Raw genomic sequence first — 18,496 nt, 5'->3', positions numbered from 1 at the left:
CATGAATTAGTGGATGGAAATCTTGCGCACTACTTTATTTACCTTTAATATATAACAGCCTTTCTTCAGAGATAAGTCTACCGTTTTTTCGTTGCTGTCGATTCTTATCGTTGCCACCTTAGTGCCCGTCAGGGAGAAAATCTCCAATATGTTTCCGTTGGCATTATAGACCGATAAAGTAGAACCTTTTACGACTATGGATGTGGCCGAAAGTTCTGTCTCCGGCTCGTTCTTCTCTTCTTGCGCCCAACAAACTCCTGCGGTATTCAGGAGGAAGGTCGTCAATATTAAAAGAAGTGTCTTTTTCATCATAGTCTTATTCTTCATTTATTCTAATGGCACAAATGTAGGTATTCCTAACGAAAGAAACAAATTTTATTGTGTAAAAAACGCTTTTTTTCCTCATTAAATTTTTATGAGAAGATTCTCTTTTGCGAGGATTGTAGGTTCAAATATACTTTGGGCTTCTTTCAGGAGCAGGCTTTCGTCTTCATACCGTGCAGAGAAGTGACCGATACAGAGCTTTTTGACTTGGCTGTCCCGTGCGAGTGTGGCTGCCTGCCGGGCTGTGGTATGGAATGTTTCTTGTGCTCGTGCCAGGTCTTCGTGCAAGAATGTGGCTTCATGAAATAGCAAATCTGCTTTCCGGATGTACTGGGTAAGTTCAGGCAGATAACATGTATCCGAGCAATAGGCGAAAGAACGTGGAGGATCCGATGGTTCGGTAAGCCGATGGTTCGGGACGAGTGTACCGTCTTCCGTAGTCCAGTCCATTCCGTTTTTAATATTATTGATTTCACAGATCGGGATACGGTAAAAATCGATCATGTCGCGTCGGATGTGTGGCAAGGTAGCTTTCTCCTGAAACAGAAAACCGCAGCATTCGATACGGTGGCGCAGGGGAATGGAGTAAATGGAAACGGAGCGGTCTTCGTGAATCAAAGCATGGCGCGAGGTATCTACGGGGTAAAACTCAACACGGAAATCCAGTCCCTTACAAAAAAAGCCCAGCAGGCTTTGCAATATGGGACCGAATGCCGCCGGGGCATGTACATATAGAGGAGCCGTACGTCCTAATAAGCCAAAAGTAGAGATGAGACCTATTAAACCGAAACAGTGGTCGCCGTGCAGGTGGGAGATGAATACATGGTTCAGTCGCGAGAATTTAAGCCGTGAGCGCCTCATTTGGAGTTGGGCACCTTCGCCGCAATCAATCATATATAACTTTTCGCGGATGTTAATGACCTGTGAAGTGGCGAAGTGCCGTGTGGTAGGTAGTGCAGACCCGCATCCCAATATTGTCAGTTCAAACTTTTCCATGCTTTTCGGATATGAGTTACATTGTACAAAAATACATAAAAAAAGGGCGATGAGAAATAATCATCGCCCTTTCTTTCGTATTTTTTCCTGTTTAGGAATGTGGTTTATTCGCCTTTTTCCATTTGAGCTTTCAATGCAGCCAATGCATCGATGTCACCCAAAGTGGTAGCAGCAGCTTGGTTTTGAATTACCGGAGCTTCTTCTTTCTTAGCGCCCTTCTTGGCGTTGCTCGTATTCTTCTTGGCTTCTTTAGCTTCAGCGCGCTGTGCATCTTCGTAGATACGGCTGTGAGACAAGATGATACGTTTGCTTTCCTTGTTAAATTCAATTACCTTGAACTGCAATTTTTCGTTCAGTTGAGCCTGGCTGCCGTCTTCTTTTACCAGATGTTTCGGAGTAGCAAAACCTTCTACACCATATTCCAATTGGATTACGGCACCTTTGTCCAACATCTCGACGATAGTACCTTCGTGAATAGAGTTCACCGTGAATACGGTTTCAAACACATCCCAAGGGTTCTCTTCAAGTTGCTTGTGACCCAAGCTCAAACGACGGTTTTCTTTGTCGATTTCCAATACCTGAACCTCGATTTCTGCGCCAATCTGCGTGAATTCAGACGGATGTTTGATCTTCTTGGTCCAAGAAAGGTCGGAGATATGAATCAAGCCGTCTACGCCTTCTTCTATCTCAACGAATACACCGAAGTTCGTAAAGTTGCGTACTTTGGCCGTATGTTTGGAACCCACGGGGTATTTCTCTTCGATGTTTTCCCAAGGATCGGCTTTCAATTGCTTGATACCCAAAGACATTTTACGTTCTTCACGGTCCAAGGTCAGAATGACAGCTTCTACTTCGTCACCTACCTTCATGAAGTCCTGTGCGGAACGCAAGTGCTGGCTCCAGGACATTTCCGATACGTGGATCAAGCCTTCTACACCCGGAGCGATTTCGATGAATGCACCGTAATCGGCCATCACGACAACTTTGCCTTTTACTTTGTCACCTACTTTCAAGTTCGGATCCAAAGCGTCCCAAGGATGCGGAGTCAGTTGTTTCAGACCTAATGCGATACGCTTCTTCTCGTCGTCGAAGTCAAGGATAACCACATTGATCTTCTGGTCAAGCTGTACCACTTCTTTCGGGTCGCTCACGCGTCCCCAAGAGAGGTCGGTGATGTGAATCAAACCGTCTACGCCGCCCAAGTCGATGAAGACGCCGTAAGAGGTGATATTCTTAACGGTACCCTCGAGTACCTGTCCTTTTTCAAGCTTGCTGATGATTTCTTTTTTCTGTTGTTCCAATTCGGCTTCGATAAGAGCCTTGTGCGAAACAACGACATTCTTGAATTCCTGGTTGATTTTAACGACCTTGAATTCCATAGTCTTTCCTACGAATACATCGTAGTCGCGGATAGGTTTCACGTCGATTTGTGAACCCGGCAAGAAAGCTTCAATACCGAATACGTCCACAATCATACCGCCTTTCGTACGGCATTTGATGTAACCCTTGATGATCTCTTCATTTTCGAGAGCTTCGTTCACACGATCCCAAGAACGGGTAGCGCGTGCCTTCTTGTGAGAAAGGATGAGCTGTCCTTTTTTGTCCTCTTGGTTTTCAATGTAAACCTCAACTTTGTCTCCGACCTTCAAATCGGGATTGTAGCGGAATTCGCTCATCGGGATGATACCGTCTGACTTGAAGCCGATGTTTACCACCACTTCACGCTTGTTCATCGCGATAACCGTACCGTCAACCACTTCGTGGTCATTTACTTTGTTTAAAGAGCCTTCGTAGGCCTTTTCCTGAGCTTCGCGGCTCTCGTTCACCTGAGTGTCACCGCTTTCATAAGCATTCCAGTCGAAGTCTGCCAACGGTGCTACGTTCTTTAATTCTGCCATTTAATTAATTGAAAATAATAAAATTAATAATGTTAGACATTATGTTGTTTATAATCGGGCGCAAAGTTACGATAAAAGGTATAATTATGCAATTAAAAAGGCAAGAAAATGAATGTATTTCTTGTTTTTGTTTGTATCTTTGCAGCGTCATTTATAATCATCTAACATGGGAAAGATTAATTGTATAGGTATTTTGACTTCCGGAGGAGATGCTCCGGGAATGAATGCCGCTATTCGTGCCGTTACGCGCGCCGGGATAGCAGCCGGTTTGAAGGTAAAAGGTATATATCGTGGTTATGAAGGTTTGATTAACAACGAAATTCAGGATTTTACGACGGAGAATGTGAGCAATATCATCCAAAGAGGAGGAACGATTCTGAAGACGGCTCGCAGCAAGGAATTTCTTACGCCGGAGGGGCGTAAAAAGGCCTATGATAATATGGTGGAACAGGGGATTGACGCCTTGATTATCATAGGAGGTAACGGTTCGCTTGAGGGCGCGCGCATTTTTGCAGAGGAGTTCGATGTGCCCTGCATCGGTCTGCCCGGTACCATCGACAATGACCTGAGCGGAACGGATTCCACAATCGGTTACGACACGACGCTGAATACCATTGTGCAGTGTGTAGACAAGATTCGCGATACCGCGACTTCACACGAACGTATATTCTTCATCGAAGTGATGGGGCGCGACGCCGGTTTCCTGGCGCAGAACAGTGCGATAGCCAGCGGGGCGGAAGCTGCCATCATTCCCGAAGACTCTTCCAATGCCGACCAGTTGGAACAGTTCATCAGCCGGGGGATCCGCAAGAGCAAGAGTTCCAGTATGGTCATCGTGTCCGAAAGCCCCAAGTGCGGTGCCATGTATTATGCCGACCGGGTGAAGAAAGAATATCCCGAGTTCGACGTGCGCGTGTCTATTCTCGGGCATTTGCAGCGTGGCGGTTCTCCGAGTGCTTACGACCGTATTTTGGCTTCCCGTCTGGGGGTAGGCGCCATTACGGCTTTGCGCGAAGGGCAGCGTAACGTGATGATCGGCATCAAGAATGACGAAGTGGTGTACGTGCCGTTCTGCAATGCCATCAAGAGCGACAAGCCGGTGAAGAAAGAGTTGATAAATGTATTGGGCATCTTGTCCATTTAAGGAAGGGGCAAAGCCCTATTATAATAAGGTGTAACGGGAGCAAGGTTGGCAAGACCGGCTCCCGTTGTTTTTTGAAAAGGTCATTCTTCTTTCATCGTTTCAAAGAAGCGGTGGATGGTGTCCCGGTTCACTGCTTTCAGTATGGCTGAGCCGTCGCCGATAACCACCGTGTCGAAGAGGAAAGACAAGCTGTTGAAGCCGGACGGGTCTTTGCTGATGCACTGGTTGTAATAGTCCGATGCGTTTCTGCCGTTCGGGTCTTCGGGCCGTCCTTTTATGTTTCCCAGATAATAGTTCCCGTCGAACGTGTTACGGGTGGAGCGGTTCAGGCGAATCTCCGATTCCTGCGGGACGAAGAATACATTTTCCCGGAATACGGTAGAATCCGCATAGCCGTCCCACGCATCGGACGTGATGATACTGCGGTCTATGAATGGCTCCGTCTTGGGATTGACATGCAAGAGGTTTCGTTTGACCAACGTGTTCTTGCAAGGACCGGCTATGTGGATATTGGCGGAAAAAATGCCGCTGCGGGTCGCACGCGGACGGATGGCATCATTGATGCTTACATTGTATTGTACCACGCTGCCTTGGTTGCCTGCACCGGGGTCCGTACCTGAATTACAAATCAGAACCAGTCCGCCGTCGTTGTCGTGGCTGTAGTTATATTGTATGGTCGTGTTGCGGCAGTTGTAATCCGAGTCGAATCCTTGTGCGTCCCACGGAGCCTTATGGTCGCTCACTTCGTTGAACTGTATCACGGTGTTGTCGCAACTCCAAGGCCACAGGCCGGCTGCCGCCTCGCTGTGGGGCAACGTGCCCGGGCAGTTGCGCATCAGGTTGTATTCTATCAAGGCGCCGTCGCATCCGATGGGGACGATACCGTCGCCCGGGACTTCCTCTATCAGGTTTTTGCGTATGACGGTACGGGTATTGGGATGCCAATGTTCGCGGTTACTGTAACCGGACCAGATGATGCCGTTTCGTTCACACCTCCGGATGACGCAGTCTTCCACCCGTAATCCGTCGAACGTCGAGGGCGTATCTTTACCCCGGTTGACAATAAGTATGCCCGAACCTCCCCCTTTCTGTTTGATCAGGCTGCCGTTCACGTCGTGGATATGGAGTGCCCGGAGCACGATGTCGTGCGACACGCCGTAATCTTTGCAGAGCACTTTCACGCCCGTGCGGTTCGCCATCCTTTGCTTTCCCGTGTTCACGACTTCCAGATTCTCCAAAGTGAGATAGTCGGAGTTGCGTACCAAGACCGTGTACAGCGACGAGTCCGGAGCCTGAATACAAGGTTTTCTGCCTGTGCCGTAAGCGCCGATTACGACCGGACGGCCTGCCTTCCCTTCGGCCGATACTTCCAGCAGTCCGTTGAACGAGGAGTTTCTGCGCAATAATAAGGAATCACCGGCACGCAACTGTAACTCTTTCGTCCGCAACAGGCTTTTCCAAGCCGTCTTTTCACTTTTGCCGTCGGCGCGGTCGTCGCCGTTTTGCGCGTCTACATAATAGTTTTGTCCTCCGCGTGGTTTGGACTTGGCATGGGCGGGGACGAAAATGTTTCCGCCCAGCCCCAAGAAAATAAGAAGGAATAAAGTTCTCATTATATAAAAGGTTAAGGAACATTCGTAACCATACGGGTCATTTCAGCCATGTGGCCCGTTTCCACACATATTCCAACGGGCCGTGGTCATGGTGTTTCATCCACCATTTGCAGAAAGAGAACTGCAGGATGAAGAACGCCATTCCGGCCAACAGGCTGGCCGTGATGCCCAAATCGTCGTGTAGGGAAAAGCCCCAGTTGTAATAGAGCATAGCTCCGGCCATGCTTTGGGTGATGTAGTTCGTCAGGCTCATTTTGCCGTATGGGATGATTTTGCTCATGAACGGTTGCATCCGGGTACGGTAAAAAGCCATCAGCCCGCCCGAGACCAATACCAGCATGAAAGCGAATTTATACAAAGAACTTACCACAAGGCTCAGCGGGGTCAGCACGGACGGATTGCTGATGAAGTCCGGCAGCATGTTGCCAAGCCCGTACAGCGGGAAAAATGCAACTAAGGCTCCGCAAAGTATCTTGTTCCACACTTTCAGGTTTTCTTTCAGGAACAAGCCCCGTCGGCCGATGAGCAGTCCGAAGAGGAACAGGGCCGCCGTCTGGAACACGCGTCCGTTGTCCCAGGCCCAGGCCAGACTGGCCAGTTGCCCCTCCCAAAGGTTCACGCGCACGGTTTCCCAGAACGTGCCGCCTTGTTGTACGGCGAAAGTTTGTGCCCATAAATGTCCGGTGGGTACGGCCGGAGTGACGAATGCCGGGTCGCAGGCCGCCCGGATGGCGTAGTATAAGGGCAGGGGCTGGATGAGCAGGACGCAGGCCAGTATCAGCAGCCATTTGTCTTTCAGACGGCAGGTGAGCGGAAGGATGAAGCCCACTAAAGAGTAGAGCACCAACACCTCCGCCGTAAAGAACGAGGCGTTCAGGTTGCCGAAAAGGAAAAGAAGGGCGAGCCGCCAGCAAAACCGTCCCCTGAAATCTTTTCCGCGCAGCCGCTGGTTGTCGTATTGGATGAAGAAACTGAAACCGAAGAGCAATGCGAAAACGGCGTATGCTTTTCCGCCGAAGAGGAAGAACATACCGTCCCAGATGGCTTTGTCGCTGAAGTTCAGCCATTCGCTTTGTCCTGCCGTGTCGGGAAAGGAGTAGAAATTGAAATGTTCGATGGAATGTAGCAGGATGATGCCCATTACGGCTATTCCGCGTAATACGTCAGCCACGTCCACGCGTGGATGTCTTTTCATGGTGTTTTGCATGTTTTTTCCTTTTTGCTTTGTATGTTTTGCAAAAATAGGGATTTTTTTCATCTATACCAACAAAAATAATCTTGCGGAGATTGAAAAATCGTTTGCAGCAGATTGAAAAATCAATCTCAGCCAAACGATTTTTCATTTGGCGCAGAACGATTTTGAGAATGTAAACGATTGATTTTCAGTGGTGCTTGTGGACGGAAAAATATAGATAAACGATGCTTCTGTAAGTGGCTGAGGGATACTGTGGAACTCCCCGTAGTCTTTCTTTTTCCGACTACAAAAAAATATCCCTACTTCACAGTAAGGATATAAAAAAAGGGTCAGCGCTCTGACCCAACCTTTGTTAACCTTAAATCTAATACTATGAAAAACACGATGCAAAGTTACGGACTTTTTTGAAATAAACAATAAGAGGGAAATGAAAATGGTTGTATTTAACGTTTTTTATAAACGGAGCATCTTGTTTGCTGTTTTTTAGCCGTTTTTCCGAGGTCTATTGGGGGATGAAAAAAAGTCCATCTCTTGGTAAGAGATAGACTACCGCTTGCAAATGTAGGTAAAAAGACAGATAATGCCAAGTAAACGTGTAAAAAAAGCTAAGAAAGGCGATAGTTTTCTAAACTTTGTATTTTTTAAATGGCTGTAAAATAGTATATTTTGAAGGCCGGTCTATCTCTTACCAAGAGATAAACCGTATTGGGAAGATAAAATAATAGTAACGCAGGAATATGATAAGAATGATCCGTAGCTTGATGAAAATATGGCTCGTTGCGTATATGGCCTGTGGCTGTGTGGCCTGTCGGAGTAATAAAAAATCGCATCCCTTAGAAGGGGAAGCCGCTGTGTCGGTTCCCTGTTTGCGAGATATGGGTATCGTACGCCCGATTGCCGGATGGAGCCGGGAGGACAGTGATATGACCCGGTTTAAATATCGTGACGGACGGATGGTCGGAGGCTATAGTACGGAATATGGTACTTTTATAGTGGAGACTCATCCACTGGCGTTTCGGGTTTTCAAGGAAAAGAAGTCCGTAGCCACCGGTCGTGTCCGTGAGGTTTGTTTCAAGCCTGTTCGTGTCGCTCCGGAAGGCCATGTGGTTTATATGGAATTCAACGGCATGGAGCAAGAAGCGGCAAACGGCGGAAAAGCCCGTCCTTTTCGGGGAGAGGTATCGGCTTCTTACGACTCCGAGGGACATATCACCGAGATGAACTACCATCGTGAAAACAGTTCGGGCTGCAGAGAAACCGGCGTGGCGCGGTACACTTGGAAAGACGGGAATCTGGAGACGGTGGTTTCCGATGTCTCCCATACGAACAATCTATACGAGAGACATGAGATTTATACTTTTGGTTATGATATGCAGGATTCCCTGAAGTTGAATCCCGGTATCTACCTCCAAGAGATGAATTGTTTTCCGGGGCTTTATGATTTTATTTGGTATGCCGGACTGTGGGGGAAGACCACCCGTCACATTCCGCAGACGGTCACATACGAAAAGGTGGGAGACGGAGAAAATCGCAGCGAAACGCAGTCTCTCACATTCACCCTCCAACCGGAAAAGAATGCTGCGATACTGTCTTACGGTGGAGTCCCACGCTTTTCATTCGATTACTTTCCCGTCAGTTGCCCCTGAACGGTGGTCCCGTTATCGGCCTCGGCTGGTGACGGGACCTTTTTTAAAGGGGTAAAAGAAATACGGGCCGCTTCACAGCGACCCGTATTCTTTAGTTTTTTAGGTATTAGTTTTGTTTAAGGTAAAAAGATTGTTTTCAGGATAACGATGCAAAGATAAGGCCATTTTCAGGTGTGTGCAAATGAAAAACTATGCTATAAAACATATTTTGCGAAAAACACTGCATTTTCCTTAAAAATCTTTTAATCAGTTTCGTTTTTCAGTTTTTGCTGATGGTAAGCTACCATCCGGCCTATCGGTTCTCTGAGGATATTTCCTATCCGTATGCCGTATATTCCGGCGGTTTCCTCTAATTCTTCACGGAAAATGGCGGCTATGCTGCCCACGAAGTGTACGGCAAGCGGTCCGGGGCGGTAAGCCATGATGTTCCGTTCAAAAAAAGCTTTGAAACAGTCTGTGAGGATACGGTGGACGGCCGGATGGGTACGGTGAGCTTTCAGGAAAGGCGTGAAGGAAGCCAGAAAACGGTTGGCCTCCGGTTCCCGGTACACTTTCCGGATAATGTCGGCCTCGTCCCATCCGTAGCTTTCCGCCAGTTTTCCGCTTAGTTCTTCGTCTAAAAGTCCTTTGAGCCAGTCGCCTATCAGGCGTTTGCCTAACGCCGTACCGCTGCCTTCGTCTCCTAAGATATATCCCAACGGGGACACATGTTGCACGATATCCTGGCCGTCGTAACGGCAGGAGTTGGAACCGGTGCCCAGAATGCAGGCAATGCCGGCTTCGTGTCCACATAAGGCCCGTGCAGCTCCCAACAGATCGGAATGGACTTCGGCCGTAGAGCGGGGGAGGAGTCCGGTAAGAGCCTGTTCCATCTTGGTGCAGACGGAAGGCAAACATCCCGCGCCGTAATAATAGATATGGATTTCGGCTTCAGGGTCTTGAAGATGGGGCGTCAGCCGGGACAGCAGTTCCGTTTGCAGGATTTCCCGGATGGCGGGAAGTTCCAACAGAGCCGGGTTGAGACCGCGCGTACGAAAAAGCTGAGGTTCCCGGTGGGGGAACGCCAGGCACCAGTCGGTTTTTGTAGAACCTCCGTCGGCCACCAGCAAGGCCTTCCGTATGTCATGCTTTGTCTCCATGGTGTTCTTTTTTTCCGAATTCCGGGTCTATTTTCAGCAGTGCGGTGACACCGACCGTCACCAGGCAACAGGCCATTACGATAAGGAAGAAGTGGAAGTAACCCACGGCTTCCTGCAATTCTCCGGCCACAGCGCCCGGCAACATCATCGACAGGGCCATGAAAGCCGTGCAGAAGGCATAGTGTGAAGTCTGTTGTTCCCCCTGCGAATAATATAGGAGGAATAACATGTAGGCGGTGAAGCCGAAACCGTAACCGAATTGCTCGATGAATACCATGGCGTTGATAAGCAGGAAATTCGTAGACTGGAAGTAACTCAGATAGACATATACAAGATCCGGTAGCGTGATGCTCCATACCATCGGCCACAGCCACCTTTTCAGCCCGTCGCGCGAGGCGGCTATACCGCCTATGATGCCGCCGAGGGTCAGGCCGAGTACGCCTACCGTTCCCTGTACGAACCCTACTTCCTGCGTGGAAAGCCCCAGTCCGCCTTCGCTGACGGGTTTAATCATGAACAGGTTGGAAATCCGGATGAGCAATGCTTCCGGCAGACGGTAGAAAAGCATGAAAAGGACGGCAGCGACGGGCTGCGGTTTCCGGAAAAATGATATGACGGTGAGCCAGATGTCTTTCAACAGTCTACGGGCCGATACGGCTTTTCGTGTCCGGTCGCAGTCGGGGCGCGGCAAGTGGAAAAAGTGGTAGGCGGTCACGGCAATGAAGAATGCCGCCAGCACGTAGAAAGCGATGCTCCACGAGTAGGCGATGCGACGGGTGAAAGTTTCCAACGTGCCCGCCAGCATGATGAGCAGTCCGCTGCCCGCTATGGTAGCGATGCGGTAGAACGTACTTCTGATGCCCACATACAGGCTTTGCTCGTGCGGGTCGAGCGCCAACATGTAAAAACCGTCGGCCGCGATGTCGTGGGTGGCACTGCTGAAAGCCATCAGCCACAGGAACATCAGGGTAAAGACGAGGAAATGGGCGGAGGGAAGCGTGAAGGCCACTCCGGCTATGGCAGCGGCGATGAGGAACTCCATGGCCAGTATCCACCATCTTTTGCTTTTGGCAAGGTCGATGAACGGGCTCCATAGGGGTTTGACGACCCACGGGAGGTAGAGTGCGCTGGTGTAGAAAGCGATTTCGGCGTTGGAAAGCCCCATGCGTTCGTACATGACGGTGGAGATGCTCATGACCGTCACGTAGGGCAATGCTTCGGCAAAGTACAGTGTAGGAATCCATTTCCATGGGTTCCGGCTTGGGGCTTCCGGCGTTTGCCGGTCGTCTATGGCGTACGGGTTTCTTTTCATAAAGCTGTTAGGGGTAGACTTTCCGGATGGTGATTCCGTCATAATAATGTTTCAGGATTTCGTCGTAACGGTAACCTTTGGCTCCCATGACCGCCGCCCCGATCTGGCACATGCCCACGCCGTGTCCCCATCCGGCACCGTGGAGGACGAACCGGCCGGGAATGCCGTCGTGCAAATCCTCCTTGTCGACCACGAATGCCGAACTGAACAGGTGGGTGCGGCTCAATACACGGCGTATTTCCAACTCCTTTCCGATGACGAGCGTCTCTTGTGTGCCGACGATTTTCAGCCGGCTGATATGTCCTCCCCGTCCGCGCTCTACCGGGATAAGGTCGAGGATGCTGCCGAAGTCCGTTTTCAGATTTTCCGCGATGAGTCCGGACAATTCGTCTTGCGTATATTCCACGCGCCAACGGTAGAAGTCCGTCGTCTCCCGGTCGTAGTCGTTCAGCACTTGGCGGAGTATTTCTTCGTCTTCCGTGTGGCAGAACGAAGGCGGGTTGCTCCGTATCCACTTTTCCGCCTCTTCTTCCCGGGTAAGGTCCGGCAGTGCCGGACGGATGCCCGACAGGTTCTCGGGCGCAATGTCTCTGATGCTGGTCAGGTAAGACAGATGCTTGTCTTCCCAGCAATATTCGAATTCTTCGGTCGCTCCGCCGCAGCATTTCGAGAAACGTGCGTCGCAGATGTCATCCCCCGACGTGAGGATTTGGCCGCGCGTGGCTTTGACGGCTTCCACCACGGCCTCGTTGCTGGCTCGTGTGATGCCCTGATAGCGTTGGCAATGGTCGTCGGCGCATACGTCGAATATCGTATGGTCTTCGCGGTCGTACCAACGGATCAGCTCTCCGTCGCTTTTGCTGAATGAGAAGAATCCACGGTCGTGGTTACTCAGTTGTTTGCGCTTTTCTATCTGGGCATAGAGCCAACTGCGGCTGATGACGGCCGATGCTTTCAGGAACTCAGGAGAGGCGGAGGCACTCATTTCGCTGGAAATGACACTGATGAGGTAATCTTCTACCGGCAACACGTTGATGGCCACGATTTTTTCTTCTTCCACCACTAATTTCAGTGTGCCGCTGAAGATTTGCGTCTCTTGCCGTTCCCAATGGAATTTAATGCCGATCGTCACATCGTAAAGCGAGAAAGAAGCTTTGTTTTCCTGTGGGGTAAAAGTCAGTTCCCGGTACAGGTTCCCGTTCCACAAGATGCCTCCTTCGCTGCATTCCACCGTTTGCTCACCCCTTACGAGGCTGCCTTTGGCCGAGTAGGTGGCGTTGAGAGAGAAACGAATGCGTTGCCGGCTCATGATGCCTACGCTGACCTCGGGTTCCGTGCCTTCATGAAGCCGTTCAGGAGCCGTGCGTGGCTCCGTGTTTTCCGTGCCGTCTTTCTTCAGATGACGGGTGAACTGCCCGATGACCGGCTGCAGCTCTTCCTCGCTCAGCGTCACTTCACGCAGAATGTCCGTAGCCAGTCCGGCCGTGAGGGTTCGGAAATCTTTTTCTCGCGGTGTGATGAGCAGCCCGCCCATATCCAAGGCTCCGGGGCTGACGAGCAGTTGATGCTCGCCGGTCTGTCCGTAGCAAGCCGGTCTGTGTTTCTTGCGTGGGAAAATCAAGATGACGATTTCGTCTTCGCGTCCGGCGTTCCAGGATTGCCGCCAGCAAAGGATATTCATACGCGGTTCGCTTTCCCCGTCGCAGAGCGGAAGGGCATAGTAGAGTTTTTCAAAAAGCAGGCAGGGATGTTCCGACGGACGGGTGCGGATGACAAATACCGGACAGATATAACTTTTGAGGATGTAAAGTCCGCAGTTGGCGTTCTGCATCATGATTTCCTCGATGCTCTCTTCTTCGGCCGGTTGCAGAGGATAGAGTTTTTCCATCCCCATTTCGTAACTTTTCCAGTCCCGTTCGATGGGCAGCACACCCCGTTTCCCGGCCTGGAAGTGCATATGGTCGGGGGCTGAAGCGCCGCATACGGGGCCGTTGTAGAAAAAGACGGCTTCCGGTATGTTCCAGGCCATGTTGCGCAAGGTCTTGAAGTGAGGCAGGATGCTTTGCGGAGTATGTCTCCGTGCCGGAATGGTAAAGTGTTCCGGTAAGATGGGATAAGGGTTCACCAACAGTTGATAATGTCCTTCTATGGGTAGGGCATGTTGTGCCTCCGGCCGGTTCAGGTCGCAAAGAAAACACGGGCGTGTGGCCAAGGCTTCGGCAGAGATGCTGGCTCCGGTCGAGGTCATGCGTGCCGGATTGAACTGGGCGGTCAGCGTATGGTCGCCGATGACCAGTTCCTTGGTCTCCGCTTTTTGCAGGTCTTCGTAACGTTGCCGGGCTTCGTCCCAGTCCTCTAATTGCTTGCGGAAGAAAGCCTGCATTTCTTCGGGATTCAGCGGGTGTGCCCACAGTCGGTTCAACCGGCGGCGGGCTTCTATCTCGATAGTACGCAACCGATCCTTATAAAGATTGTGGGCATTGACTTTTTCTATGCTCAGTGCCGCGTCGGAATTGCCTTCCCAACGCCGGCACAAGTAAAGTTCTTCATAAATGCGCCCGATGCGATAGTAGCGTGAAAAGCATAAGCCGAGCGCATAATCTTCCCCGTAACTGGTGTTCGGGATTTGCAGCTTCCTCAGAATCGGAGTGAAGAAAGCGCGCGGGGCACCCAGTCCGTTGATGCGCAAGGCATTGTTGCGTCCGTTTTCGGGTGTCCATTCCTTGTGGTCTATCAGGCCCGGCGGCAGAGTTTGCAGGGAGAAGTCCGTCATGCGGTAGGACCCGATGACCATGGCCGCCTTTTCATGATAAAAAGTTTGTATGATGCGTTGCAAAGTCTGTGGAGAGCTGTACAGGTCGTCCGAATCCAACTGGACGACGAAGCGCCCGCAGCGCGGGTGATGTACGGCCAAGTTCCAACAGCCTCCGATGCCTAAGTCGCTGCGTTCGGGGATAAGGTGGACGACGCGAGGGTCACGGGCGGCATAACGTGCGATGGCTTCCGTCGTTCCGTCAGTGGAATGATTGTCTGCCACGATAAGGTTGAAATCGAAATCTGTTTCTTGGGACAGCACGCTGCGGATGGCATCTTCGATAGTACGGACCCGGTTGCGTACCGGAATGACGACTGTGGCCTCACAAGGAAAATCTTCGGTATGGAAATCTACTTCGTCGAATTCGTCGGGAGCCAGATAAGCCCCGATTTGTTTCAGGTGCTCCGTGCAGGCTTTTTCCATTTCGATTTGCACGGTGCGGTTTTTCGGGTCTACGTAGTCGAAGTTTTTCTCTCCGCTTTTCCGGGCGTCGGTTTCCGTTTTCGTATAAAGGAGTTCGTTTAAATGGAACAACTCGCCGTGACGGCTCAGATACAGACGTAAGTCATACCATCCTGCGAAATGATAGTCGGGCAGATTCTCTTGTCCGGCGTATGCTTTCAGGGCTTCGGTACGTATCAGGACCAACGGGCCGAAGTCGAAATCGTCGCGCAGGCTGCCCTTTTGGTAGTCTATGAGCGGATGGGGTTGCCGTGTCCCGTCCTGTATGGCGTAGTGGTCGGCATAAAGCAAGTCGGCATGGGTGTCGTCGGCCACACGCAACAGTCGGTCGAGGGCATGGAATCCCAGTTCCAGCGGCAAGGATTTGTGGTAGAACAAGCAGTATTCGGCCTCGCAGAGGCGAGCCATGTCCAGGATAGTCTGTGTGCTGAAAATCCCGTCGGTAGGTAACGGCAGGCAGGTCTCCGGCAGGATGGCCCCGACGCCTGCGGGGCATAACCCGTAGATACGGCCTGTCCATCGGCTGTCGCGGAGTTCCTGTACCAGTCCGGCGGTTTGATTTTCCGTTCCGCAAGGGAGGAAACAGTCTATTCGTGGAGAATGTGATGACGATTTCATGTGGTAATTTATGTATTATAGCGTGCAAATATACTAATAGAAGTCCAATATAGTGGAAAGTTTTCTCTTTTTTCCGTAACTTTGCCTGTAAAATAAAGGAGAAGAGATAACCGTGGAGGATAAGATAGCATTATTGGGCATGACGCTGGCGGAGTTGAAGGCCGTGGCGGGAGAAATCGGTATGCCGTCCTTTGCCGCCCGTCAGATGGCGGAATGGCTGTATGGGAAGAAGGTGGCTTCCATTGACGAAATGACCAATATTTCGGCGAAGAACCGTCGTTTGTTGAACGAACGTTATACCGTGGGCTGTGCGGCGCCGGTGGACGGTCAACGCTCGGCAGACGGGACCGTGAAGTATCTGTACCGTACGGCGGCGGGCGGATATGTGGAGACTGTGTATATCCCCGATGGCGACCGGGCTACGCTTTGCGTGTCTTCCCAGGTGGGGTGCAGGATGAACTGCCGTTTTTGCATGACCGGAAAACAGGGCTTTTCCGGACAATTGACGGCAGCCGATATCCTGAACCAACTGTATTCGTTGCCGGAACGCGACACCCTGACCAATGTGGTATTTATGGGACAGGGAGAACCGTTGGACAATTTGGATAACGTGTTGCGCGCCACGGAGATTCTGACGGCCGATTATGGCTATGCCTGGAGTCCTAAGCGCATCACGGTGTCTACCGTCGGATTGCGCAAGGGGCTGAAACGTTTCTTGGACGAGAGTGAATGTCATCTGGCTGTCAGTCTGCATAATCCTTTTGCCGACCAGCGTGCCCTGTTGATGCCGGCCGAGAACAGCTACGGCCTGCGGGAAATAGTGGCGTTGCTCCGGGAGTACGACTTTACGCATCAGCGTCGTCTTTCTTTCGAATATACGATGTTCGAAGGGGTGAACGATACCCCGGCGCATGCCAAGGAACTCTTGCGCTTGCTCGACGGATTGGAATGCCGGATGAATCTGATTCGCTTCCATCCTGTTCCCGGTGTGGACTTGAAGGGGACGTCGGAGGAAGGCATGTTACGCTTTCGGGATTATCTGACCGGACACGGACTTTTTTCTACCATCCGGGCATCGCGCGGACAGGATATTTTTGCCGCTTGCGGGTTGTTGAGCACGGCGAAGCAACAAGGTGTGGAACTTTAATAAACAGAATAGGACTATGAAAAGGAAATTGGAATACAGGTGGATGTTATGGTGTGGAATATGGGCTGTAGTAACATTTTTGGCGGCCTGTGACCATTTGGCTAAGCCCTCCTCAAGCGGACGCCCGTATGAGGTGTTGGTCGTTGTGGGCGATTCTCTGTGGCAGTGTCCTGCGGGACGTGCGCTGTTTGATGTATTGGATACGGATATTCCCGGCCTTCCGCAGCCCGAGCGTTCGTTCCGGATTTCGCAAACCGACCCGCAACGTTTCAATCAGGTGTTGAACATTTTTCGGAACATTATAAAGGTGGATATAGCTCCCAACCAATATACACAGACCAAAATGAAGTTTACGCGCGATGTGTATGCCCGTCCGCAAGTCGTGCTGACTATTCAAAGTCCGAATGAAAAGGACTTTGCCGCTTTTGTGCAAAAGAATGCCCAATCCATCATCGACTTTTTGGTGAAAATGGAAATGAATAGGCAAATCAATGAATTGGAGAAAAAACATTCGGAGGTCGTGTCATACTTGGCCGATTCCATCTTCAGTTGCCAATTTTGGGCACCGGTGGAAATCAAAAGTTACAAGAAAGGGAAGGATTTCTTCTGGGCATCTTCCAACACGGCCTCGGGGTTGGTGAACATCTGCATGTATTCCTATCCCTACGAAGGTCCCCGGACGTTTAATAAACAATATGTGCTGGCCAAGCGCGATTCGGTGATGAAAGCGAACATACCCGGTACGGAACCACGCATGTATATGGCCACCGATACCCTCTGCACGTCGGTAAAACCCATTGCGGTGAAAGGGGAGTATGCCATGGAGACCCGCGGACTGTGGAAGATGGAGCACGATGCCATGGGCGGTCCGTTCGTCAGTCATTCCCGGGTGGACACGTTGAACAACCGTGTGGTGGTGGCGGAAGGCTTTGTCTATGCACCGGAGAAAATGAAGCGGGGATTGATCCGTCGGTTGGAGGCTGCGTTGTACACCCTTTGCTTGCCGGGTGAGCAAGCCCGTGAATTGAAAGCCAGCATACCCGAAGTCAGCGTGGTGGCAGGAAAAGAACAAGAATAAAATCAGAAACGAAAGATATGAGGAATGGTAAGATCTTGGTGGGGATAACCCACGGTGACATAAACGGTGTGGGATACGAGATTATCCTGAAGCTTTTCAGCGAACCGATGATGTTGGAGTTATGTACACCTATTATATATGGTTCGCCCAAAGTGGCCACTTATCACCGTAAGGCGATGGAACTGACGACAAATTTCGTCACGATACAGAAAGCGGATGAGGCCGTGGAGGGGCGCTTGAATCTGGTGGACTGTTTGACGGACGAGGTGAAGATCGATTTCGGACAGCCTTCGGCCGAGAGCGGTAAGGCGGCTTTGGCGGCTTTGGAAAGGGCTATGGCGGATTATCGCGAGGGGCTGTTCGACGTATTAGTGACGGCGCCTATCAACAAGGCGACGATTCAGGGCGACGGTTTCCATTTCCCCGGACATACGGAATATATACAGGAGCGCGCCGGGGAAGGCCGGGAGGCACTGATGATTTTGATGAATGATGTGCTTCGCGTGGCTTTGGTGACCACACATTTGCCGATCCGCGACGTGGCGCAGGCGATAACCAAGGAAGCCGTAATGCAAAAAATCCGTATTTTCCATGAGGCGCTGCGCAAGGATTTCAATGTGTCGAATCCGCGTATTGCCGTATTGGCGTTGAACCCCCATGCCGGTGACGACGGTCTGTTGGGTACGGAGGAAAGGGATATTATCCGGCCGGCTCTCCAGGATATGGAGAAAGAAGGCGTCTTCTGTTTCGGCCCTTATGCGGCCGACGGCTTTTTCGGAAACCGTACGTACGAGCATTTCGACGGTGTGCTGGCCATGTACCACGACCAGGGATTAGCACCGTTCAAGGCGCTGTCTATGACGGACGGGGTGAATTATACGGCCGGGCTACCCATTGTCCGTACCTCTCCCGACCACGGTACGGCTTACGATATCGCCGGACAGGGAAAGGCAGACGAGGCATCTTTCCGCCAGGCGGTCTATGCGGCATTGGATGTGTATCGTAACCGTGTCCGTTACGAAGAGGCGTATGCCCATCCTTTGCGCAAGCAGTATCACGAGCGTCGTGACGACAGCGACAAACTCAAACTGAACGCTCCGGAAGAATAA

General features: G+C 51.0%; 13 protein-coding genes. 5 read left to right on the top strand and 8 right to left on the bottom strand.

Annotated elements, in window-relative coordinates; all coding sequences use genetic code 11:
* Positions 1 to 6 precede the first annotated feature (6 nt).
* The 3 genes from HMPREF9441_RS07475 to rpsA form a co-directional block, all read right to left on the bottom strand.
* Positions 7 to 312 carry a T9SS type A sorting domain-containing protein gene (locus tag HMPREF9441_RS07475; protein ID WP_244949673.1) on the bottom strand — a complete coding sequence of 102 codons (306 nt, stop codon included), beginning with the start codon at positions 310 to 312 and terminating at the stop codon, positions 7 to 9.
* Between the two features lie 93 nt (positions 313 to 405).
* Positions 406 to 1,320, bottom strand: coding sequence for a ribonuclease Z (locus tag HMPREF9441_RS07470; RefSeq protein ID WP_008619782.1), 915 nt, complete (start codon positions 1,318 to 1,320; stop codon positions 406 to 408).
* 104 nt (positions 1,321 to 1,424) lie between these two features.
* Positions 1,425 to 3,218 (bottom strand): 30S ribosomal protein S1, encoded by a 1,794-nt coding sequence (rpsA, locus tag HMPREF9441_RS07465; protein ID WP_008619781.1) that lies wholly within the window; start codon positions 3,216 to 3,218, stop codon positions 1,425 to 1,427.
* 166 nt (positions 3,219 to 3,384) lie between these two features.
* On the opposite strand from rpsA, the gene pfkA reads away from it, so the two are divergent.
* Positions 3,385 to 4,362, top strand: coding sequence for a 6-phosphofructokinase (pfkA, locus tag HMPREF9441_RS07460; RefSeq protein WP_008619778.1), 978 nt, complete (start codon positions 3,385 to 3,387; stop codon positions 4,360 to 4,362).
* Positions 4,363 to 4,442: 80 nt separating this feature from the next.
* Here the strand turns inward: pfkA and HMPREF9441_RS07455 are convergent, their stop codons facing one another.
* Positions 4,443 to 5,975: a right-handed parallel beta-helix repeat-containing protein gene (locus HMPREF9441_RS07455; protein ID WP_008619776.1), complete on the bottom strand. Its 1,533-nt coding sequence runs from the start codon at positions 5,973 to 5,975 to the stop codon at positions 4,443 to 4,445.
* A 37-nt stretch (positions 5,976 to 6,012) separates the two neighbouring features.
* Positions 6,013 to 7,182, bottom strand: a complete 1,170-nt coding sequence (locus HMPREF9441_RS07450; RefSeq protein ID WP_039865051.1) for a DUF418 domain-containing protein — start codon at positions 7,180 to 7,182, stop codon at positions 6,013 to 6,015.
* 725 nt (positions 7,183 to 7,907) lie between these two features.
* Between HMPREF9441_RS07450 and HMPREF9441_RS07445 the strand changes: the two genes are divergently transcribed.
* Positions 7,908 to 8,816, top strand: a complete 909-nt coding sequence (locus HMPREF9441_RS07445; RefSeq protein ID WP_008619773.1) for a DUF4595 domain-containing protein — start codon at positions 7,908 to 7,910, stop codon at positions 8,814 to 8,816.
* A gap of 242 nt (positions 8,817 to 9,058) precedes the next feature.
* Here HMPREF9441_RS07445 and HMPREF9441_RS07440 read toward each other — a convergent pair whose 3' ends face one another.
* The 3 genes from HMPREF9441_RS07440 to HMPREF9441_RS17745 are packed head-to-tail and all read right to left on the bottom strand — an operon-like array spanning position 9,059 to position 15,162.
* The gene (locus HMPREF9441_RS07440; protein WP_008619772.1) at positions 9,059 to 9,955 is read right to left on the bottom strand and encodes a hypothetical protein; all 897 of its coding nucleotides are present in this window, start codon (positions 9,953 to 9,955) and stop codon (positions 9,059 to 9,061) included.
* The gene (locus HMPREF9441_RS07435; protein WP_008619771.1) at positions 9,939 to 11,267 is read right to left on the bottom strand and encodes an MFS transporter; all 1,329 of its coding nucleotides are present in this window, start codon (positions 11,265 to 11,267) and stop codon (positions 9,939 to 9,941) included. The genes HMPREF9441_RS07440 and HMPREF9441_RS07435 overlap by 17 nt, the downstream gene beginning before the upstream one ends.
* A 7-nt stretch (positions 11,268 to 11,274) precedes the next feature.
* Complete coding sequence (locus HMPREF9441_RS17745; protein ID WP_008619770.1) at positions 11,275 to 15,162, bottom strand: DUF4922 domain-containing protein; 3,888 nt, start codon at positions 15,160 to 15,162, stop codon at positions 11,275 to 11,277.
* 112 nt (positions 15,163 to 15,274) lie between these two features.
* Between HMPREF9441_RS17745 and rlmN the strand changes: the two genes are divergently transcribed.
* Genes rlmN through pdxA form a run of 3 tightly spaced genes read left to right on the top strand, consistent with a single transcriptional unit; the run spans position 15,275 to position 18,496 of the window.
* The gene (gene rlmN, locus HMPREF9441_RS07425) at positions 15,275 to 16,309 is read left to right on the top strand and encodes a 23S rRNA (adenine(2503)-C(2))-methyltransferase RlmN (RefSeq protein ID WP_008619769.1); all 1,035 of its coding nucleotides are present in this window, start codon (positions 15,275 to 15,277) and stop codon (positions 16,307 to 16,309) included.
* A 16-nt stretch (positions 16,310 to 16,325) separates the two neighbouring features.
* Positions 16,326 to 17,387, top strand: coding sequence for a DUF4837 family protein (locus HMPREF9441_RS07420; RefSeq protein ID WP_050806176.1), 1,062 nt, complete (start codon positions 16,326 to 16,328; stop codon positions 17,385 to 17,387).
* Between the two features lie 17 nt (positions 17,388 to 17,404).
* The gene (gene pdxA / locus HMPREF9441_RS07415; RefSeq protein ID WP_008619767.1) at positions 17,405 to 18,496 is read left to right on the top strand and encodes a 4-hydroxythreonine-4-phosphate dehydrogenase PdxA; all 1,092 of its coding nucleotides are present in this window, start codon (positions 17,405 to 17,407) and stop codon (positions 18,494 to 18,496) included.

The sequence above is a fragment of the Paraprevotella clara YIT 11840 genome (genome assembly GCF_000233955.1).
GTDB lineage: Bacteria > Bacteroidota > Bacteroidia > Bacteroidales > Bacteroidaceae > Paraprevotella > Paraprevotella clara.
Note: the sequence above shows the minus strand (reverse complement) of the source record. Positions and strands in the feature narration are given on the sequence as shown.

What these genes read in the sequence shown, in the direction of transcription:
- HMPREF9441_RS07475 (WP_244949673.1), bottom strand. Translation starts at nt 312, where the DNA reads ATGATGAAAAAGACACTTCTTTTAATATTGACGACCTTCCTCCTGAAT.
- HMPREF9441_RS07470 (WP_008619782.1), bottom strand. Translation starts at nt 1,320, where the DNA reads ATGGAAAAGTTTGAACTGACAATATTGGGATGCGGGTCTGCACTACCT.
- rpsA (WP_008619781.1), bottom strand. Translation starts at nt 3,218, where the DNA reads ATGGCAGAATTAAAGAACGTAGCACCGTTGGCAGACTTCGACTGGAAT.
- pfkA (WP_008619778.1), top strand. Translation starts at nt 3,385, where the DNA reads ATGGGAAAGATTAATTGTATAGGTATTTTGACTTCCGGAGGAGATGCT.
- HMPREF9441_RS07455 (WP_008619776.1), bottom strand. Translation starts at nt 5,975, where the DNA reads ATGAGAACTTTATTCCTTCTTATTTTCTTGGGGCTGGGCGGAAACATT.
- HMPREF9441_RS07450 (WP_039865051.1), bottom strand. Translation starts at nt 7,182, where the DNA reads ATGCAAAACACCATGAAAAGACATCCACGCGTGGACGTGGCTGACGTA.
- HMPREF9441_RS07445 (WP_008619773.1), top strand. Translation starts at nt 7,908, where the DNA reads ATGATAAGAATGATCCGTAGCTTGATGAAAATATGGCTCGTTGCGTAT.
- HMPREF9441_RS07440 (WP_008619772.1), bottom strand. Translation starts at nt 9,955, where the DNA reads ATGGAGACAAAGCATGACATACGGAAGGCCTTGCTGGTGGCCGACGGA.
- HMPREF9441_RS07435 (WP_008619771.1), bottom strand. Translation starts at nt 11,267, where the DNA reads ATGAAAAGAAACCCGTACGCCATAGACGACCGGCAAACGCCGGAAGCC.
- HMPREF9441_RS17745 (WP_008619770.1), bottom strand. Translation starts at nt 15,162, where the DNA reads ATGAAATCGTCATCACATTCTCCACGAATAGACTGTTTCCTCCCTTGC.
- HMPREF9441_RS07420 (WP_050806176.1), top strand. Translation starts at nt 16,326, where the DNA reads ATGAAAAGGAAATTGGAATACAGGTGGATGTTATGGTGTGGAATATGG.
- pdxA (WP_008619767.1), top strand. Translation starts at nt 17,405, where the DNA reads ATGAGGAATGGTAAGATCTTGGTGGGGATAACCCACGGTGACATAAAC.